21 protein-coding genes are annotated in these 16,791 nt (G+C 70.7%); 2 read left to right on the forward strand and 19 right to left on the reverse strand.

Annotated features, from left to right (window positions below; all coding sequences use genetic code 11):
* A complete protein-coding gene (locus ACZ3YO_RS10150) occupies positions 1 to 750 on the reverse strand; it encodes an ATP-binding protein (RefSeq protein WP_465567308.1) in 750 nt (249 codons plus the stop codon).
* 52 nt (positions 751 to 802) lie between these two features.
* Between ACZ3YO_RS10150 and ACZ3YO_RS10155 the strand changes: the two genes are divergently transcribed.
* Positions 803 to 2,065 carry a helix-turn-helix domain-containing protein gene (locus ACZ3YO_RS10155; RefSeq protein WP_465567311.1) on the forward strand — a complete coding sequence of 421 codons (1,263 nt, stop codon included), beginning with the start codon at positions 803 to 805 and terminating at the stop codon, positions 2,063 to 2,065.
* Positions 2,062 to 2,595: a GNAT family N-acetyltransferase gene (locus ACZ3YO_RS10160; RefSeq protein WP_465567314.1), complete on the forward strand. Its 534-nt coding sequence runs from the start codon at positions 2,062 to 2,064 to the stop codon at positions 2,593 to 2,595. Before ACZ3YO_RS10155 ends, ACZ3YO_RS10160 begins: the two co-directional genes overlap by 4 nt.
* Positions 2,596 to 2,665: 70 nt before the next feature.
* Here the strand turns inward: ACZ3YO_RS10160 and ACZ3YO_RS10165 are convergent, their stop codons facing one another.
* The 18 genes from ACZ3YO_RS10165 to ACZ3YO_RS10250 form a co-directional block, all read right to left on the reverse strand.
* A complete protein-coding gene (locus tag ACZ3YO_RS10165) occupies positions 2,666 to 3,001 on the reverse strand; it encodes a hypothetical protein (protein ID WP_465567316.1) in 336 nt (111 codons plus the stop codon).
* Positions 2,998 to 3,228 (reverse strand): hypothetical protein, encoded by a 231-nt coding sequence (locus ACZ3YO_RS10170; RefSeq protein WP_097240128.1) that lies wholly within the window; start codon positions 3,226 to 3,228, stop codon positions 2,998 to 3,000. Before ACZ3YO_RS10170 ends, ACZ3YO_RS10165 begins: the two co-directional genes overlap by 4 nt.
* A gap of 23 nt (positions 3,229 to 3,251) precedes the next feature.
* Positions 3,252 to 4,016 carry a peptidoglycan recognition protein family protein gene (locus ACZ3YO_RS10175; protein WP_465568041.1) on the reverse strand — a complete coding sequence of 255 codons (765 nt, stop codon included), beginning with the start codon at positions 4,014 to 4,016 and terminating at the stop codon, positions 3,252 to 3,254.
* A gap of 81 nt (positions 4,017 to 4,097) precedes the next feature.
* The gene (locus ACZ3YO_RS10180; RefSeq protein WP_465567319.1) at positions 4,098 to 5,231 is read right to left on the reverse strand and encodes a peptidoglycan-binding protein; all 1,134 of its coding nucleotides are present in this window, start codon (positions 5,229 to 5,231) and stop codon (positions 4,098 to 4,100) included.
* 76 nt (positions 5,232 to 5,307) lie between these two features.
* A complete protein-coding gene (locus ACZ3YO_RS10185) occupies positions 5,308 to 6,036 on the reverse strand; it encodes a hypothetical protein (protein WP_465567322.1) in 729 nt (242 codons plus the stop codon).
* Positions 6,036 to 7,139, reverse strand: coding sequence for a hypothetical protein (locus tag ACZ3YO_RS10190; RefSeq protein ID WP_465567325.1), 1,104 nt, complete (start codon positions 7,137 to 7,139; stop codon positions 6,036 to 6,038). The genes ACZ3YO_RS10185 and ACZ3YO_RS10190 overlap by 1 nt, the downstream gene beginning before the upstream one ends.
* Entirely contained in the window at positions 7,136 to 8,284 is a 1,149-nt protein-coding gene (locus ACZ3YO_RS10195; protein WP_465567328.1) for a hypothetical protein, read from the reverse strand. Before ACZ3YO_RS10195 ends, ACZ3YO_RS10190 begins: the two co-directional genes overlap by 4 nt.
* A gap of 14 nt (positions 8,285 to 8,298) precedes the next feature.
* Positions 8,299 to 9,636, reverse strand: coding sequence for a phage tail family protein (locus tag ACZ3YO_RS10200; protein ID WP_465567331.1), 1,338 nt, complete (start codon positions 9,634 to 9,636; stop codon positions 8,299 to 8,301).
* A 2-nt stretch (positions 9,637 to 9,638) separates the two neighbouring features.
* Positions 9,639 to 12,083 carry a phage tail tape measure protein gene (locus tag ACZ3YO_RS10205; RefSeq protein WP_465567333.1) on the reverse strand — a complete coding sequence of 815 codons (2,445 nt, stop codon included), beginning with the start codon at positions 12,081 to 12,083 and terminating at the stop codon, positions 9,639 to 9,641.
* A 232-nt stretch (positions 12,084 to 12,315) separates the two neighbouring features.
* On the reverse strand, positions 12,316 to 12,801 hold the full coding sequence (locus ACZ3YO_RS10210; RefSeq protein WP_465567336.1) for a hypothetical protein: 486 nt from the start codon (positions 12,799 to 12,801) through the stop codon (positions 12,316 to 12,318).
* A complete protein-coding gene (locus ACZ3YO_RS10215) occupies positions 12,798 to 13,289 on the reverse strand; it encodes a phage tail tube protein (protein ID WP_465567339.1) in 492 nt (163 codons plus the stop codon). Before ACZ3YO_RS10215 ends, ACZ3YO_RS10210 begins: the two co-directional genes overlap by 4 nt.
* Positions 13,290 to 13,299: 10 nt before the next feature.
* Positions 13,300 to 13,719: a minor capsid protein gene (locus tag ACZ3YO_RS10220; RefSeq protein ID WP_465567342.1), complete on the reverse strand. Its 420-nt coding sequence runs from the start codon at positions 13,717 to 13,719 to the stop codon at positions 13,300 to 13,302.
* A complete protein-coding gene (locus ACZ3YO_RS10225) occupies positions 13,712 to 14,068 on the reverse strand; it encodes a hypothetical protein (RefSeq protein WP_465567345.1) in 357 nt (118 codons plus the stop codon). The genes ACZ3YO_RS10220 and ACZ3YO_RS10225 overlap by 8 nt, the downstream gene beginning before the upstream one ends.
* Positions 14,065 to 14,388, reverse strand: coding sequence for a hypothetical protein (locus ACZ3YO_RS10230; protein ID WP_465567348.1), 324 nt, complete (start codon positions 14,386 to 14,388; stop codon positions 14,065 to 14,067). Before ACZ3YO_RS10230 ends, ACZ3YO_RS10225 begins: the two co-directional genes overlap by 4 nt.
* A complete protein-coding gene (locus ACZ3YO_RS10235; protein ID WP_465567351.1) occupies positions 14,382 to 14,771 on the reverse strand; it encodes a hypothetical protein in 390 nt (129 codons plus the stop codon). The genes ACZ3YO_RS10230 and ACZ3YO_RS10235 overlap by 7 nt, the downstream gene beginning before the upstream one ends.
* An 11-nt stretch (positions 14,772 to 14,782) precedes the next feature.
* A complete protein-coding gene (locus tag ACZ3YO_RS10240; RefSeq protein ID WP_465567354.1) occupies positions 14,783 to 15,034 on the reverse strand; it encodes a hypothetical protein in 252 nt (83 codons plus the stop codon).
* On the reverse strand, positions 15,034 to 16,044 hold the full coding sequence (locus tag ACZ3YO_RS10245; RefSeq protein ID WP_465567357.1) for a major capsid protein: 1,011 nt from the start codon (positions 16,042 to 16,044) through the stop codon (positions 15,034 to 15,036). The genes ACZ3YO_RS10240 and ACZ3YO_RS10245 overlap by 1 nt, the downstream gene beginning before the upstream one ends.
* A gap of 15 nt (positions 16,045 to 16,059) precedes the next feature.
* Positions 16,060 to 16,776, reverse strand: a complete 717-nt coding sequence (locus ACZ3YO_RS10250) for a hypothetical protein (protein WP_465567360.1) — start codon at positions 16,774 to 16,776, stop codon at positions 16,060 to 16,062.
* Positions 16,777 to 16,791: the final 15 nt, after the last annotated feature.

A 16,791-nucleotide genomic window follows, 5' to 3' on the forward strand; every position in this document is an offset into this window, starting at 1 on the left:
CTACAGGGTGACGTCGGGCGGAGTCTTAGGGGTGGGGCGATCGCGTCTGGGCCGTATCCGCAGATCGGCGTGAACGGTCTTGCCGAGCGGTTCTGGCGTCACGCCCCAGTGGCCGCCAGTGAGGCTGTGAACCAGGTGTATGCCGCGTCCGGAGGGAGCATCCGAGCCAGCGGTGATCAGGACCGGCAGTGATCGCGAGCCATCCCGGACCAGGATGCGAACGACCTCGTCGGTCATCAGGCGAACCGCTACACCCATCCGGAGCTGACAGCCGGTCTTGACTGCGTTCGTCGCAAGCTCGGACACAATCAGCTCGGCTGAGTCGACCAGGCTAGACAGGCCCCATTCCGTGAGCTTGTCACGGACGAGGCGCCGTGCCTCACTCACGGATTCGGGCTTGTAAGGCAGGAATGCCGTCGCCGGGGCCGGGGTGGTTGGCTCTGCAACGACGGTTGCTGTCGTCGCTCGCACAGGGTGAGAGAACCGTGCCGCCGCGGGGGTTCGCGGGTGCCGTTGTGGCGTTGCGCGAGTGACGGTCATGGATCCTCCGGCATCGACGGGGTAGGCCGCGCCGTCCTGACGGGGGGTACAGGGCGGCGCGGCATCCAACGTGCCGCCCGGTGGCTCCCGACAGCACCGGTTCAACGGCCCTTCGTCCGGGCGGCTCGACCAGTGAACGACCGTCAGGGATGGTTGTGTCAGGAAGAGTTCGCCCTCGTGTACTCGTCGACCACCAGAAAACTTGACCATCTCATTGCACAGCCCCCTGCACGGCAGGTGATCGCGGGGCTACGGTCGGCTCATGGGTGACAATGCCGCACTCCGCCGTCACATGGACGATCTCGGCCTCACGCAGGCCGAGTTAGTGCGATTGGTGAACGATGCGATCCAGGAGCTCACGGGGAAGCCGGGCACGGTATCAGAGCGAACGGTCTATAACTGGCTGACAGGCAAGACCCGTTGGCCGCCAGCAAAGATCCGCGCGGCGCTCCGGGCAGTATTCGGGTGTACAGGTCCAGACCTCGGATTCATCCCGCCGGCCAAGGCCAGCCCCACACCCCCGGAGATGCCTGTGAAGCGCCGCAGCTTCATCACCGCCCTTGGCGGCACAGCCCTTGCCACCACGGCCCTCCCCGCAGCCGCGCGGCACCGGGTCGGCACCGCTGATATTGAGCGGCTCAATACCCGCTTCGCTGACGTGGTCGCCAGTGACCACCGTCACGGCGGGCGGGCCAGCATTGAAGCTCAAGCCGCGGTACTTGCCGATGAAGCCTTGGATCTCCAACAGAGCGGTTCGGTGGGCCAGCGGGTCCGTTCCGGCCTCTACGCCTGCGCAGCGGCGTTCATGTCCAGTGCGATGTGGGCAGCGATCGACGGACGTCGCTTTGACGCCGCACTGCAGCATCACCAGAAAGCCGCCGCACTGGCGGCCATGTCTGGTGACTCGGCCATCCAGTTCAGAATCTGGTCCCATGCGGGCAGCCTGTATCGCCACATGGGCCGTCCCGCCGACGCCCTCGCCGCGAACGATGTGGCCCGCGGGTTGCCAATTAGCCGCCGAGATCCGCTGTTCGCCTCTCTCGGACATGCGAGGCATGCGGCCATCCTCGGCCTGACTGGCGACGCTAACGCTGTTCAGCGTCTCGTCGGCCGTGCCCAGGACGCGCTAGACCGTGCAGACCCGCAGACGTCACGGCCAGTCTGGATAACCGCACACTACGACCAAGCCGAGCTGGAATCGCTCGCTCTTGCCGCGCATCTGGCGCTCGGCCGACACGCCGATGCTGAGGCGCACGCACATCGAAGCTTGGCCCTGCTCCGGCCTCACATGCAGCGCAGCCGCGCAATTACCAGCGCACGACTTGCTCGGGCTCAGCTTGGCCAAGGGGACGTTGAACCGGCGGTTGCCACCGCCGTGGGCATCCCGGCCAACCTGACTGTCCACCCTCGTGTTGCAGGGATGCTCGAACGGTTCGGCACCCAGCTCCACGCCCTTGCCCCGGAAAGCGGGCACACACAAGTGTGGGAGGACTACTCCCGCGATGCTCGGAGGACCACCGCATGACCGAAATCGAGCTGCGCCATTACCGCAAGTTGGATCAGCCGGCGCGACAGACGCTCATCGACTTGTATGCCGATGTTCGCGCGCCGCTTCTCCACCTGCCGAACTACGCCGTGGCCACGTTCGCCGAGCGCCTCGACCGACACGCGAGCGAGCCAGGTTTCGAGGTCGTAGTCGCCTATGACCAGGACCAGCCAGCCGGATACGCCTACGGCAACACCATCGAAGGCGGCGACCGCTGGTGGACTCGCATGGCCAAACCGCTGCCCGCTGAGATCACCGCTACCCCCGCGCTCGCGTTGAAGGAGATTGGTGTCCGCATCCCGTGGCGCGGTACCGGTCTCGCTCGCCGCATACATGATTGCCTGGTCGCCGGCCGCACAGAGAAGCACGTGACGTTGATGGTCAACCCTGCTGCCGGTGACGGCAAGGTGTTGGCCCTGTACGAGTCGTGGGGGTACGAGGCGATCAACGAGGTACGGCCGTCACCAGAAGCGCCGCCCCTGATTGCGATGCTTCGCAACCTGCCGTAAGCCTGCGGGCTGGTTAACGACGAAGGCGCCCCCGTACCGGCCACAGGCCGGTACGGGGGCGCAGTTTTGTCTACGGGGGGTCGAGGTGGCGGGCGGTTCGTTGGTCGACGCGGTCGACGGCGTCGCGCAGGCTTCCGCCCGAGTTGGGGTGTAGCTCGTGCTGCACGGCGGCGAGCTTGTGCTCGATCTGGTCGAGTCGGGTCATGACGCCGGCCCGCCCGGGGACGCCCGGGCGGTCGGCGGTGCCTTGCCAGTCGTCGACGAAGTCCTCGACGCGTTGCGCGAGCCGGCGAGCGGAACGGGTAGTGCGCCAGAGCAGGCCGGCCGCGCCGGCGACGGTGACGACGGCGCCGCACCACAGCAGGACGGCGTCGAGGCTGGCGGCGCCGGTCGTCGGGTCGCTCACTCGATGGTGCCCTCGTCCGTCGGGGTGCGCAGCCACGCGGGCAGCAGCCGCTCGACGACGGGAAGCGCCATCAGTCGAGTGATCGCGCCGGCGACGGTGAGCGCGACGGCGACGCCGGGCAGGGCGTGCGGGATGCCGGCGGTGTCGACGAGCAGGGGGAGAGCGGCGAGCAGACCGAGCAGGGTCTGCAGGCCGGTGCGGATGGTGCGCCGGGTGGCGTCGGTCATGGTGAGAGTCCTCTCGGTGGTGATCAGGTGAGGGGCGCGGTCCATGCCGCGGCCCAAGTGGCGGGCCCGATGATCGAGTCCGTGTCGAGCCCCTTCTCGGACTGGAAGGCGTGGGCGACGCCGGCGGCCTGTGGGCCGAAAATCCCGTCGACGTCGATCGACCAGCCGCGGGCGCGCATTCGCTGCTGCCACTGGCGGACGTCGTCGCCGCGCATGTACGGGGAGCGCAGCGAGATGTACCTGCCGGGCCACGACGGGTAGTCCGCGGCCGGCGGCGGGGTCGGCTGCGCGGGGGTCGGCTTGCCGAGCAGCTCGGCGGCGCGGGCGAGGATCGCGCCGCGCTGGGCCTTGCGGATCTCGCCGGGGCAGTCGGGGTGCCCACCCCATGCGGCGCCGCCGGCGCCGTGGAAGGTGAGGCCGCGCTCGGTGGTGGAGTCGATGACCTGCAGGGGCCAGGCCCACAGGCTGGCGCCCCACGCGTAGATGCGGGCGACGCCCTCGATCTGCTGGGCGGTGAGCGGCTCGGACGGGTATCCCTCAGTCTCGACGCTGGCGTACGCGCGGTTGCCGGCGCCCTGCGCCCACGCGCGGTCGTTGCCGGTGTCGACGTACTGCTCGATGCGGCCGGACTTGCTCACCCAGAAGTCCGAACTTGCCTCGGACTCCTCGTCGTCGAACCAGCCGTACGGCGAGTTGTTGCCGGCCTGTACGTGCAGGACGAGGCCGCGCTGCTCGGTGCGGCCGTTGGGGGTGCGGTTGCGGACGGAGCGCCAGACGGCGCCGGGCATGCGTGCCACGGTGGTTGTCTCCAGACATGCGAAAGCCCCGGCCGGGTCGGCACGGGGCGGCGGAAGTGGGGGCGGGGTGGCTTACCGGACGGTGAAGCCGTGCCGGGTGCCGAGCTCGGTCAGGGAGGCGCGGCCGGGGATGCCGTCGGCGCCGGCCCCGGAGTAGCCGAGCCGGCGCTGCCACGCGGCGTAGGCCGCCACCGTGCGGGAGCCGAACGAGCCGTCGCCGGCGTAGCTGTCGAGCAGCCCCTCGTCGGCGAGCGCGGCCTCGACCGGGCGCACCGCGGCCGGGTAGGTGGTGCCGCCCTGCGGCAGGTCGGGATCGCGCTGCGCCGCGGCGATCAGCTCGTCGAGGTCGACGACCGTCTGCTCGCCCGGCAGAGTGCCGCCGAGCAGGCGCCGCAGTGACTGCTCACCGGGCACCCCGTCGGCGTCGCTGCCGGTGTAGCCGAGCTGCTGCTGCCACTCGGCGTAGTTGAGGGTGTCGGGGTCGCGCCAGTCCTCATCCGGCCCGACCGCGTAGTGCGAGCCGTGGCCGGCCGCGACGAGCGCCTCGCCGACCTGCCGCACATGTGGGCCGTGCGCGCCGTAGCCGTACTCAAGGCCGGCGATCGTCACGCGGTAGCGGGCCGGGGTCGCCGGCTGCTCCGGCGCGGGGGACGGCTGCGGGTCCGGGGCGGGCGTGGTGCCGGTGGCCCGGGCCACGATCGCGGGGAACACGACGTCGCGCCACTGCTCGATTCGGGCCGGCCCGGGGCAGGCGGTGCCAGACGTCGACCACGCCCGGAACAGGCCGTGATACCCGTACCCGGGGTCATCCGGGGTGCGGCAGATCCGCAGCGGGATGCCGTGCTCGCGGTGGAGCCACACGCCGAGCTGCACGATCTGCTCGACCTGCGCCGGCGTCCACGGGTCCGAGTGATCGGTGTTGCTCGCGGACTCCAGCGACACGGCGCCGGTGCCATCGCTGCGGCGGTTGGCCGCGGCATTGGCGTCGGCTCGCGTCTCGGTGCCGATGAACTGCGCGAGCGATCCGTCGAAACCGACCGCGAAGTGACTTTCGAGGTTGGTCGAGTCGCGCCAGTACTCGAACACGCGGCCCGGGGACCAGGGGGCGGCGATCGAGTGCACGATGAACTGCGTTGGGGCGATGGCCGGTTGCTGGTCGCTCTCGGGCTGCAGCTCCATGCGCTGTGCGGCGGGATACCAGGACAAGGGGTTTCCTCCGGGCATGCGAGAGCCCCGGGGCCGGCCGGCCGCGGGGCGTGAACGTGGTTGCTGTGGTGGTGGGTTAGGACTGAACGCCAACGGCGCCGACCGGGCAGGCGTAGACGGTGCCGCCTCCACCGGTGCGCCATGCCTTGATCTCGACCGTCACCACGCTGGCGAAGTCTCCGGGGCAGGGTGCGGCGCCGTCGCTCCAGTGGAACCACGCGCCGTCGCCGATGTTGTGGGCTTCCCCCCACGGCGAGCCGTTGACGTAGACCTGTACGACGCCGGTCGTGCCCTGGTCGGCCGCGGCGAAGCCGGATACGACGAGCTTCGGGTGATACCGGATGTGTGCGGCGGTCCACATGCTGTCGGGGCTGCCGCTGTCGGTCGTGGCGTACCGGTCGAGCTTGTAGGCGGGGTAGAACGGCGAGTGCAGGTAAGGGACGGCCAGGCCGCCGGCGACCCGGTCCTCGGTGAAGATGGTGTTGCCGCGGCTGTCGTCGATGGTGATGCCTTGCGGCATGGTGCCATCGGATGCCATCGACAGGGCCAGTGACCCATCCTCGCGGCTGATCAGTACGCCGTACTGGCCGCTACCGTCGGCGTGCGCGGGGGAGATACCGCCGATGTACACGAGGTCTTTTCCCGAAGGGGTCTGAACGGTGAGGGTTCCGCCCTCTCCGATGACGACCTGTCCGTGCTGGATCTTGTCGAGTGCCGGCCGGGTCTGTGCGCGGCCGGATAGCTCGCGCACCTGGCGTTCGAGCGTGCGGATTCGGTCGAGCAGGTCCTGCGGGATCGCTGCCATCAGGCGGCCTCCAGGGTGAGTTTTGCGGTTTCGGGTCGGCCGCGTTCGGGCGGTGAGATGGCGATGCCGACGATGCGGTATCGCGCGGTCATGCCTTCGGGCCACCACAGATCGGTGATCCGCAGACGCACGGCGGCGCCGAGCATGGCGGGGCTGATCTGTCCGTCGAGCCGCACCGTGATCTCGGGGATGGTGAGCGGCCGGAGGCGGGCGGCGGCGTCCGCCCGGGCGTGCGCGTCGAGGGTGGTCTGCTGCTCGACGGTCTGATAGTCCGAGCTTCCGTCGAGGCGCGGCCAGCCGGCCTCGATGTCCGCTGTGTTGGTGATGTGCTCGGACATGAGCGGTGACGAGTTCGCGGTCTGGTTGCGGTTGGTCGAGGCGCCCCTCGACTGCCAACTGTTCGCCTGCCCGGTGGCGTCGACGGCCCACGTGTAGGACTCGATCGGGCCGGGCCGGGTGAGAACGATCTCGCGGGCGCCCGCGGTGATGCGGGGGTATCCGAGCTGCAACTGCTTGATCCGGCGGCCGGTGTCCGAGTCACGGTACGAGCCGATGCGCCACTCGAACCCGTTCTCGACCCTGGACAGGGCGTCGATGATGTCCCGGACGTACGGGAGATCGAACCGGGAATAGAACCGGTCACGGGTCACACCCGAGACGTCGGTGCCGGCCTCGATGCCGATGTCGCCGCCGGGCTGCTCGGCAACGTAGGCGAGCAGGTTCCGCACGATGTCGAACTGATCGACGCCGGTCGCCTGTTGGCTGTCGTAGAGCATCCGGCGGTTGAGGTAGCTGTCCCAGGTGGCGGCCTGCAGGCTGAGCGCGAGATACCCGCGGGCGTCGCTCGCCAGGCTGGTTGTCCACAGGATGCCGCCCCACCAGATGTCGCCGCCGCGCTCCACCCACAGCGCGGTGCGCCCCGGTACGAGGGACGCGCGGGCCCGGGCGGCGAGCTCGGCCGTGACGATCCGCACCGTGCCCTGCAGGGCACCGGTTTTGCCGATGTAGTCGTCGAGGCTCACGCCCCACAGCGGCAGGACATCGAGCAGCTGATCGGACCGCAGATCGCAGATCAGCACCCGGTACGGGGTGTGCGCGCTCATATGGACTCGTACGAGAGCTGCACGCGCATGGTCGAGTTGCCGTTGCCCCAGTAGTAGCCGGCGCCGCCGGGGCTGACCCATCCGAGATCGGACTGCCGGTAGGCGAAGACTGTCGCCGCTGTGCCGGAGCGCTCAACCACGGGGACGAGCGACTTCCATGCGTTCCCGCCACCGTCGATGTATCGGCCGGTTCCCTGCCACCCCCACGGGGCGCTACTCGGGTTGGCCGCGGTGAACGGTAGCGACACGGTGATGCTGCCGGTGCCGAGCGAGCCGCCGGTGCCCCAGTTCAGCCACGCGACGACGTCGACCCGCTTTCCGATCCGGCAGTACCGGCCGCCAAAGGTGGACGCGCCAAGCACGTCCAGGCCGCTCCACGTGGGGGTATACGACTTCCAGCCGCCAAGTGGAATCCACGCCGAGCCGTCCCAGCGGTCGAGCCCTGTCGCGCTGTCGCGCCACTGACCGACGTACCCGCCAGTGAACGAGAGCGCCGGCGCGATGCCCCCGATGCCGGACGGGTAGTCGACCCACTTCGAGCCGCTCCACCGCTCCAAGCGGCCGTTGTTGTCGCGCCACTGCCCGACGTAGGCGCCCGGATCGGTGGACTTGTCCGGGCGGATGCCACCGGCGGACACGGTGTAGGTCCGCACGTCGGTAACGGCGGTCGCCCAGGTGATGCCGCCCGTTCCGGCCGACGCGCCGACCGGCACGCGCACCTGCCACAGCGGCAGCGAGCAGGCCGGCGCCGCGGGCGCGACCGGTGCCGACGCCGGGGTGCCCGGGATGATCTCGACCGCGGCCAGCGTCTGGCCGGAAGTGTCGAACAGCTGGTCATAGACCCGGAGCACGACGAGGTCGATCCGGTCGTACTGTGTGTGTCCGGGCGCGAACGTGAGCGACTCGGGGGCGGTGACCGTGACCGGGTAGGCCCCCTGCAGGGTGCTGCCCTGCACGACGGCCCGGCCGATGCCGAGCTGCGCCTGCATGGCGGCGGTGCCGGTGAGGCTGAGGGGGTCGCCGCCGGGAATGACGCCGGGGGCGGTGGTGGCTGGGCCGGCGGGGGTCATGGTGCCGATGGGAGCGGCGCGGGTGTCGGCCCGGGTCTGTCCGGCCGGCGGGAGCCAGGCGGCGCGCACGGTCATGCGGTTCTCTCCTCCTACCAGTAGGCGTGTCGCCAGCGCAGGACGGCGCGGGCGGCGGGATCGGGCATGGACTCGGCGGCGCCGCGGAACGCGAACGAGCTCTCGCCTGGCGGGATGACGAGCAGCTGCTCGGGCGCCGAGAGCGGCGTCGCGGTGTAGATCCGGGAGGCACCGGCCAGGGTGACCGTGCCGGCCGCGGCGTCGACGAGCAGCTCGTCGCCGGCGCCGAGCTCGATGTCGTAGGCCCAGGTCCGGCCAGTGCGCACGCAGGTAACCGAGGGGCTCACTACGGGCCCACGGATGGCCAGGACGGCAGGGGCGGGTGCGTCGCCGGCGTTGACGGCGGTAAGGGTGCCGGTCGAGCTGGCCGTGCCCCAGTCCAGCGCGAGCAGACTCTCGCCGTACGGGCTCGGCACGGTCAGAGTCGAGCCGCCGATCGGCACTGTCGCCGGCGTTGGGATGGCCTCCCATTCCATGATCGGCCGCACGTAGACGGCGCCGGCCGGCGCGGTCGCCGTTACCTGACTGCTGCTCTGGCCGTACGACGTCGACAGGTAGTCGCCGCCGGCGTTTGCCCACTCGACATTGACCGTGGCGCCGGCCGGTAGCTGCAGCGCCCGGAAGGTCACGGCGTCGCCGGGCCGGACGGGGAAGGCAGTGTTCCCGCCGGCCGGACCGACCCACGCGACTTGTGCAGGGTCGTTGCTGCTCGCTGCGGTCACTGTCACCGTGGCGGCGCCGGCCGCGGTGCCCAGGGTGAGCCCCTGCAGCGCCCACCATGCGGTGAGCGGCGGCTGTCCGGCGGCCTGCGCCTGCGGCAGCACCTGCACCGGGGCGGATGGGTTCACGTGCCAGTCGAGGCCGGCCTCATCCCGCGGCAGGCCACTCTCGGCACTCTGCTCGACGAGCGAGTACCTGCGAGGGTCGGACGCCTCGAACAGCAGCGCAGCGCCCGCGATCGTCCCCGTGCGGTATCCCTTCCCGACCGGGACAGCTCGACGCAGACAGCGCGCCCACACCACGAGCGGCCCACGGTCGTCGAGGTGGACGACGAGCGGCTGCTCGGCGTCCATCGACGACGCGCCCGCGCCGAACCACCGCACGGTCTCGCCGAGTTGAGAAACGGGTGCCCGGATGGTGATGCCCTCGACGGTGATCGTCCGGGGCTGCGCCCAGAGCTCACCGGGGTAAGCGCCGTGCCCGGCCGGCCGGTTGACCGTGCCGGAGTCGAGCGGTGGTGAGTCTTCCCACCCGGTGAGCGAGCGCCACCGGTGGGCGGTGCCCGGGCCGAGCAGCAGCTGCTCGCCGAACTGGATGTGCCCGGGGAGGGTGACGCGGTCGCCGGCCGCCATGGTCACCCCCTTCGCTTGAGCTCCCAGCCGAGTGCCGCGGCCGTCTGGTCCGGCGACATGCCGCCGGCGTGGAAGTTGTCGATGTGCAGCAGCGGCCCGGCCGGGCCGAACTGCCCTGTTCCGCCGCTCCCGTAGGCGCCGGCGGTGGCCGGCACGGGCGCAGGAGCGACGCGCACCGCGGCAGTCAAAGCCGGGGTGTCGGGGACGTCGACGAGATCGCGCATGGTGCGGGCGAGCGCGGGCTGCCCGCCCTCGATGCCGCTCACGATGCCGGCGGGAATCCAGCGGCCGATATCGCGCGCCATGACGCGCGACGGCGAATGGATGCCGAGCGCCTTAGCGATCGGCCCGGGAATCAAATTCTTGGCCCAGCCCATCAGGGTGTCTTTCAGCCATGAGCCCATGGACTTGATTCCCTCCCACAGGCCGCGCACGACGTCGCGCCCCTTGTCGAGCAGGAGAGAGCCCAGGTTTCCGATTCCGTCCGCTATGCGGCCCGGGAGTCCGCGGACATAGTCGATCAGGCCCGTTGCCTTATCGACCACGCCGGATTTGATCGAGTCCCAATGCTTGATGATCAAGCCGACCAAAGTCCAGTTGAGGAAGAAGTCGACGAGTCGCTGCGGGATTGCCTTTACGAAATCCACGACAGCATTCCACGCGGTTGACGCCCCGTTCTTGATTGAGTCCCAATGCTTGATCAGGAGTCCGGGCAGCGTGAAATTCATGAAGATGTCGACGAGGAATCCGGCGACGGCCTTGATCTTGGACCAGATCCAATCCCAGGCGGCGGCCGTCGCGTTGCGGATCGTGTCCCAGTTGGCCACGACGAGCGCGACCAGGGCGACCACGGCGGCGATGATCCAGCCGACCGGGCCCATGGCGAGCACCCACGCGGCAGCCATCCGGGCGGCCTGCAGCAGGCTCTGTGTGCCCATGAGCACCCACGACGCGACGACTCGCACCGCGGCGGCGCCGGCCGCGACACCCTGCGACACCCAGCCGGCCAAGATGCCGACGTTGGTCGCGAGGAAGGTAGCGCCAGAGCGGATCGCGGCGGCCGACTGAGCAGCCCAGCCCGTGACGGTGGTCGCTGTCGTGGTGGCGGCCTGTACCGCCAGCGATACCAGGGTCGGCAGCATAACTGCCGTGATGACGCCGGCCGCGATCGAGAACGCCGTGCTGTGCTCGCGCACAAACCCTGTCGCCGTGCCGATCTTGCTGCCGAGCGTGCCGACCCAATCCGCGGCCACGAGTAGCGCGGGCACGACCTTGGAGCCGAGCACCTCGACGAGCCCCTGCTGCAGTCCGCGAGTGAACTCGGTAAGGCGGGTGCTCGCGTTGTCGCGCATCGTGTCGCCGGCCTTCGCGGCTGCCCCGTCGACGGCGCCCAGACCGGCGACCGCGGACGACGGGTCCATCGAGAAAAGAGCTTTCGACAGGTCCTCGGCCTGAGTTCCCAGAAGCGCGAAAGACAGCTTCGAGCGTTCCGTCGGATCTTTGACCAGCCGCAGTCGATCCATGATCTGATCAAGCGCAGCGTTCGCCGCCGGCCCGCCCTTGTTGAAAGCCGCGGCCATCGCATCGGCATTCAGCCCAAGCGACTTGAGGCCGTCGGCGGCGCTCCCATCCTTAACTCGGATGTTGAGTTCCTTGAACGCATCGGCGACGATATCCGCATCGCGCGCACCGGCCTGCAAACCCTGCTGAATAAGGCCCATGGCTTGCTTGCCGTCAATGCCGAGGTCCCGAAATTGGGTCGGATATTCGTTTAGGGTGTCGAGCAAATCCTCGGCCTTATTGGCGCCGAGCTGCGTGCCGCGCACGAGAATGTCGAATGCCTCGTCGGCATTCTTCGCCATTCCCGTTTTGAGCATCTGGCCGACAGCATTCGCGGTCGGGCCGACGTCCTCGCCCATGATGTCGGCGACCTGCTGCAGCCGACCACCAACCTTGGTCAGCTGCTCGGACGTTGCATCGGCCGGTACGAGCCCCTGCTGCCAAAGCCCCTTCAATGCGTCGTTGGCGGCCTCTACAGAGTCCGTGTAGCCCTTGGAGTACAGGGCGCCGGCGGCCTTGCCGAGCTCGGCGGCCTGCTGCGGCGACGCGCCGACCTTGGCGGCGAGTAGGTCGTTCTGCTTGTCCTGGTCGATGGCCTCGTGCAGACCGGCCATGACGGCGGCGCCGATCGCGCCGCCGATCAACGCGCCCTTGACCTTGCCGAGCGCGTCGGCGATGCCGGCGCCGGCCTTGTCGGCGCCGTGCTCGGCCTCGTCGGCGAGCGAGTCGCCGAGCTCGCGCCCGGCCTGCCGGCCGCCGCGCCGGGCCTCGTCCTCGACGACCTGCGCGGTACGGCGGATGCCGGCCTCGACACGGTGCAGGCCCTGCTCGGCGCCGGAGTCGTCGACGTCGATTACGGCGAGCAGCTCGCCGACGGTGAGCGCCAAGAGTGCTCACCCCCTCGGCCGGCCTACCGTTCGGTGGGTAGTCCGGTGATCGCTGCGATATCTGAGGGGTCCTCGACGACACGGGGCGTGCGGGCCCAGAGCTCACGGAACCGCGAGTGTTCGTCGAGCCCGCCGAGCAGCACCACGAACCGCCGCTCGGAGAGGGCGGCGACCTGCTCGGCGGTGAGGTGGTACGTGCGAGCGAGATCGGACTCGACCGCAGCCCAGTGCGTCAGGACGGCCGACCAGAGCCCGGCCGCCCCTTGCCCTTCTTCGTGCGCCGCGCCGCCCGGTTCGGAGCCGGCGCCGGGGCTTTTCCCTCGGCCTTCGCGGCAGACTGCTCGTCGTGGAGCTCGGCCGCCCGCTGCATGCTGACGCTGCCGGGCCGGCGGACGTTGGCGGCAGCATAGATCAGCACGATGCCGAGCTGCCGGTCGGTCATGCCGCGCTCGGCCCAGTGATCGAGGGCATCCTCGCCCACCAGGGTGCGCAGGATCGTCCGGATGTCGTTCGGGTTCTCCGAGTGCTGCAGGCGCTCCATCTGCAGCGTGAACAGCAGCGGCAGTGCGTCGGGCAGGCGATACTCGCGCCCGTACAGGCGTAGGACGGAGCCGGGCCGGGCAGTCTGCTCGGCGAAGAACGCATCGAAGTCTGCGACGTCGACGTGCTCGACCTGGTCGTGCTCCTCGACGTCGAGCTGCTCGTCGGGGTAGGTCACGAGCCACCCCCGGCCGGCGGGGTCACGGCCGCGGTGGTGGGCTTGCCGCACCGGGTGATCGTGGCCGACCAACTCGTCTTCTCAGTGGTTCCGCCTCCCTGCTCGCCGGGGGTCACGGTGGCATCCCACACAACCCACGTGGTCTGTGTCCGATGCCGCCAGCGCACCGGGTTACGGGAGTCAACGCCGAGCCGGTACGCCCACACGGCGTCGATGTACGCCTGCCCGGCGTCCTGCTTGCCGGCCTTGTCTGCGGCGTACCTCGACTCAAGCTCGATGGTCGCGCCGCGCTGCATGACGTCCTGCTCGAAGAAGCCTTCCGAGTCGAAACTCGTCGTGTCCTCCGTCTCCTCGTTCTCGCCCGGATTGTGCGAGAAGCTTGTCAGCAGGCCGATACGCAGCCATGTTTCGGTGCTGGCGCTGATGTCCTGCACCTCGAACAGCCAGCCGCGCGCATCGATCGGCCGGGGTGTGGTTGCGGTGGGCACAAGTCACCTCCTAGGTAGGGCGGTTGGCGGGTGCCTCGATGTCGAGGCGGTAGTTCGTGGTGTGCTCGTGCCGGCCGGTGGCGTCGACGCCGAGCGGATAGGGGGTCTGCTGCGCGACGCACAGCACGAGCCATGTGTCGTCGGGGAGTTCGATGCCGGCGAGCCCGTGCAGAGCGGCATAGATCGCCTCTGCGCGGGCCCGGGAGACACGGGGATCGGCGGTACCGCGCACCCGGACCTGCAGGGCACGCTCGTCCCAGGGGTTGAGCGGGTCGGGCTCGCCGGCGCCGTACAGGGAGAGCTGCACCGCTCGGTCGGGCGCCGGCGGCATGGTCTCGATGAACGTGTCGCCGCGGGTGCCGGTGGGGTCGTAGGTGAGCAGGCCGGCGGCCTGCAGGTAGCGGGCGAGGCCGTCGAGTAGGTCAGCCACGCAGCGCCCGCCGGACTGCCGCGGCGATGATCTGCTCGACCGTCCCGGCCTCTTCGACGAGAGGGCGTTCGAGGTATTTCGCGCTCCGGCCGGCGTCGTGTCGGGCGGTCATGTCCTCGTGCACCCTGGCCGCATACGGGGTGTCGTACGACACGGCGGCGGTGAGCTGCTCCTCGTCGACGGATGCGACGCCGGAGCGTTCGAGGGTGCCCTCTTCGATGGGCACGAGCTCGCGCGACCGCTGCAGCACGTGCTCAGCCGCGGCAAGCAGCCCCCGGGCAGCGCCGGCGCGCTCGGCCTGCAGGACGGCGTCGCCGGTCCACGTGATCCGGCCGCGGCGGGGGGTCATTCGCACATCACCTCCGTGTGGGCGGGCACGGGTAGGCCCGGGGCGTCGATGGGTGAGATAGAGATCGGGGTCGTGATGCGGCCGGACGGCAGGGTGATCCGGGAGCCGGCCGGCACTGCGGTGTCGGGGTCGAGCACAAGCTGCGCCAAGCTGACGACCTGCCGGCCGTCCGCGGCCCGTACGAGCCGCACGGACTCGGCGACCAGGGCCGGCACGTCGACCAGCGGTGGGCCGTAGACGGGCCCGTACGCCGAGTCCCCGAGGTATGGCTCGACCGTGATGCGGTGGCGCAGCAGCCACCCCGGTACGCGCCTCACCACGGGTGCACACCGTGCCCGGTCAGGCCGGCCCGCTGCAGCGCGCGGCGGGCCCGCGGCGCCAAGTCGACGGCGCCGCCGGCCGGGCCGGGGCTGCTCGCCGACAGGCTGATCGAGCCGGCCGACACGCTCGACCAGCGCGCAGACGCGCCGGTGCCGTCCTCACCCGCGGCGAGCTGATACTCGACCTGCGCACAGACGGCGTCGGCGAGCGCAGCCGCGTGCACGGGATCGGCCGGGGCGCCGGTGGAGTCGACCGGATAGCAGGCGGTGAGCAGCGCGGCGTCGACGTCCTCGGCCGCTCGGGCGAGCAGCCGCTCGGCGTCCGACGGCGCCGGCCGGCCGAGCCACGCGGCGAGCTGCTCCGGGGCAGCGTACGTGCCCACGGTCACCCCCTCTACTTGGCGCGGGCGGTGCGCCCCTTGGACGCGGAAGGGGCCGGCGAGCTCTCGCCCGCCGGCCCCGTGCCGGTGTCCTCGCTGCCTGTGCCGGCCGGGTCGTCGTCGAGCTGCTCGACCTCGTAGCCGTGGCGCCGGAAGTACAGCAGCGCCCCCTCGTCGGGGTCGGTGGCGGTGGCGCGGCCGGCGGCGAAGTGGACGCCGGCGATCGACTCGTCGTCCGCGGTCGGCGCGGTGATCGAGTACCGCATCACTGCACCTTGATGTTGCGCAGGACCGCGCCGGCACGGGTGGCCTTGAGGGCGACCGCCACCGGGCCGAGCTCGACCTCACCAGTCTTGACGGCGCCACTCGTCGAGAAGTCGGGCAGCCACTGCCGCACGATCGCGTTGCCGGTCGTGCTGACGCCGTGGAAACCGTCGAGGCCCAGCCGGACCGCGTACAGGTCGGTAAGGCCCGTGATCGCGGCACCGGGGCCGGCGCCGTCAACGTCGCGGGACTCGATCGGGATCACGGGGTTGGAGCTGCCGGCGACCGCGCCCAGGTCGACGAACGGGACGCCGTTGTAGCTCTCGATCGTCTGCCCGAACGCGTTCTCGGTGCGGCTGTAGTAGCCGGCCCGACGCGCCAGGCTGCGCACGCGGGCAATGGTCTTCTTGTTGCCGAGCAGGCCCGACGGGGTGCCGTCGAGCAGCCCAAGGAACTCGTCGAGGACGTCGAGCGCGGCGTGAATCTTGCCCTGATCGGTGCCGAGCGTGGCGCCGGTCCAGTCGAGGGACGCGCCGGCGCCCATCTCGGTGGAGCTTCCGGCGAGCGCGCGGTCGAGGCCGTCGAAACCGGCCTCAGCGCCCGGGGTCGCGATCCGCTTGCCGTTGATCACCTGGTCGGAGAAGAACGCGTTCGCGCTCTTGATCGTCTGGTCCATCTGGAACGCGACTTCCGCCGTGGCGGCGGGGCCCAGGTTGGCGAGCGTGCGGTCGATCTCGAAGCTACCGCCGAGCGGCGACAGGTCGACCGTGTATCGCTGCCGCTTGGCCTGCTGCTTGGGGTACTCGGTGCCGATCGGGCGGAACTGCGCGCCGCGCTCGGCCACGAGCCGCGTGTATCCGTAGGTGAGAGTCGCGCCGCCACCAGCGGGGTTCACGACGTTGTCGAAGCTGAGGTTGTCGAGCAGCCAACTCGACTTCCGGAACTCGTCGATCACCTGCATGTCGACGTCGTCCTGCGCGTTGAGCCGCGCGTCGGCCAGGGTGATAGCCATAAGGCGGGTGCCTCCTTACTTGGTGAGCCGGGCCGAGATCGCTTCGAGCAGCGACGCCGGCTGTGGTCGGGTGGTGGGGGCGCCGCGGAACTCGCCGCCGGACCGGGCCGGCGCGGTGGTGGCGCGGTAGAGCTCGGGGTCGCTCTCGACAGCGGCCGTGATCGCGGCCTGCAGCGCCGTGTCGAACTGCGCGTCGCCCGGATCGAGGGCCGACAGCGCGGCGACGAACGCCCGGGAGTTGAGCAGCCGGTCGGGTCGGGCGCCGGCGGCCTCGGCCGCCTTGTGCGCGGCGAGCTCGACCCGCGCGGCGCGCAGCTGCTCGCCCAGGTCGGCGAGCTGCCGGTCACGGTCGGCCACGGCGGCGGCGAGCTGCGCCGGATCGGACTCGTCACCCGCGCCGGCGTCCGGGTTGATCGCCTTGTTGATCGCGTCGAGGGCGGCCTGCAGCTGGTCGCGCTGCTCGGCCGCCTCGGTGGCCTGGCGCTGTGCGTCGGCGAGCTGCTCCGGGGTCGGGCCCGGCGCGGCCGGCGGGGCGGTGGGCGGGTTGGTCGGGGGCTGCGCCGGCGGGGCGGCGGGGTCGCCGGCCGGCGGGGCGGACGGGGCGGGGGCGCCCGGGTGCGGGCCACCCTCACCAGAGCCGCCCAGGACGGGCCAGATGGGGCGGCCGTCGCGGCGCAGGCCGATCGCCTGCAGGCTGGTGTACGGGTGCGTCGGAAGCGCCTTTGCGGGCATGGCGGTTGAGTCCTC

This window comes from Kitasatospora sp. NPDC022785, from assembly GCF_055561295.1.

What these genes read in the sequence shown, in the direction of transcription:
- ACZ3YO_RS10170 (WP_097240128.1), bottom strand. Translation starts at nt 3,228, where the DNA reads ATGACCGACGCCACCCGGCGCACCATCCGCACCGGCCTGCAGACCCTG.
- ACZ3YO_RS10250 (WP_465567360.1), bottom strand. Translation starts at nt 16,776, where the DNA reads ATGCCCGCAAAGGCGCTTCCGACGCACCCGTACACCAGCCTGCAGGCG.
- ACZ3YO_RS10190 (WP_465567325.1), bottom strand. Translation starts at nt 7,139, where the DNA reads ATGAGCGCGCACACCCCGTACCGGGTGCTGATCTGCGATCTGCGGTCC.
- ACZ3YO_RS10185 (WP_465567322.1), bottom strand. Translation starts at nt 6,036, where the DNA reads ATGGCAGCGATCCCGCAGGACCTGCTCGACCGAATCCGCACGCTCGAA.
- ACZ3YO_RS10245 (WP_465567357.1), bottom strand. Translation starts at nt 16,044, where the DNA reads ATGGCTATCACCCTGGCCGACGCGCGGCTCAACGCGCAGGACGACGTC.
- ACZ3YO_RS10155 (WP_465567311.1), top strand. Translation starts at nt 803, where the DNA reads ATGGGTGACAATGCCGCACTCCGCCGTCACATGGACGATCTCGGCCTC.
- ACZ3YO_RS10200 (WP_465567331.1), bottom strand. Translation starts at nt 9,636, where the DNA reads ATGGCGGCCGGCGACCGCGTCACCCTCCCCGGGCACATCCAGTTCGGC.
- ACZ3YO_RS10175 (WP_465568041.1), bottom strand. Translation starts at nt 4,016, where the DNA reads ATGCCCGGCGCCGTCTGGCGCTCCGTCCGCAACCGCACCCCCAACGGC.
- ACZ3YO_RS10195 (WP_465567328.1), bottom strand. Translation starts at nt 8,284, where the DNA reads ATGACCGTGCGCGCCGCCTGGCTCCCGCCGGCCGGACAGACCCGGGCC.
- ACZ3YO_RS10225 (WP_465567345.1), bottom strand. Translation starts at nt 14,068, where the DNA reads ATGACCCCCCGCCGCGGCCGGATCACGTGGACCGGCGACGCCGTCCTG.
- ACZ3YO_RS10150 (WP_465567308.1), bottom strand. Translation starts at nt 750, where the DNA reads ATGGTCAAGTTTTCTGGTGGTCGACGAGTACACGAGGGCGAACTCTTC.
- ACZ3YO_RS10160 (WP_465567314.1), top strand. Translation starts at nt 2,062, where the DNA reads ATGACCGAAATCGAGCTGCGCCATTACCGCAAGTTGGATCAGCCGGCG.
- ACZ3YO_RS10240 (WP_465567354.1), bottom strand. Translation starts at nt 15,034, where the DNA reads ATGCGGTACTCGATCACCGCGCCGACCGCGGACGACGAGTCGATCGCC.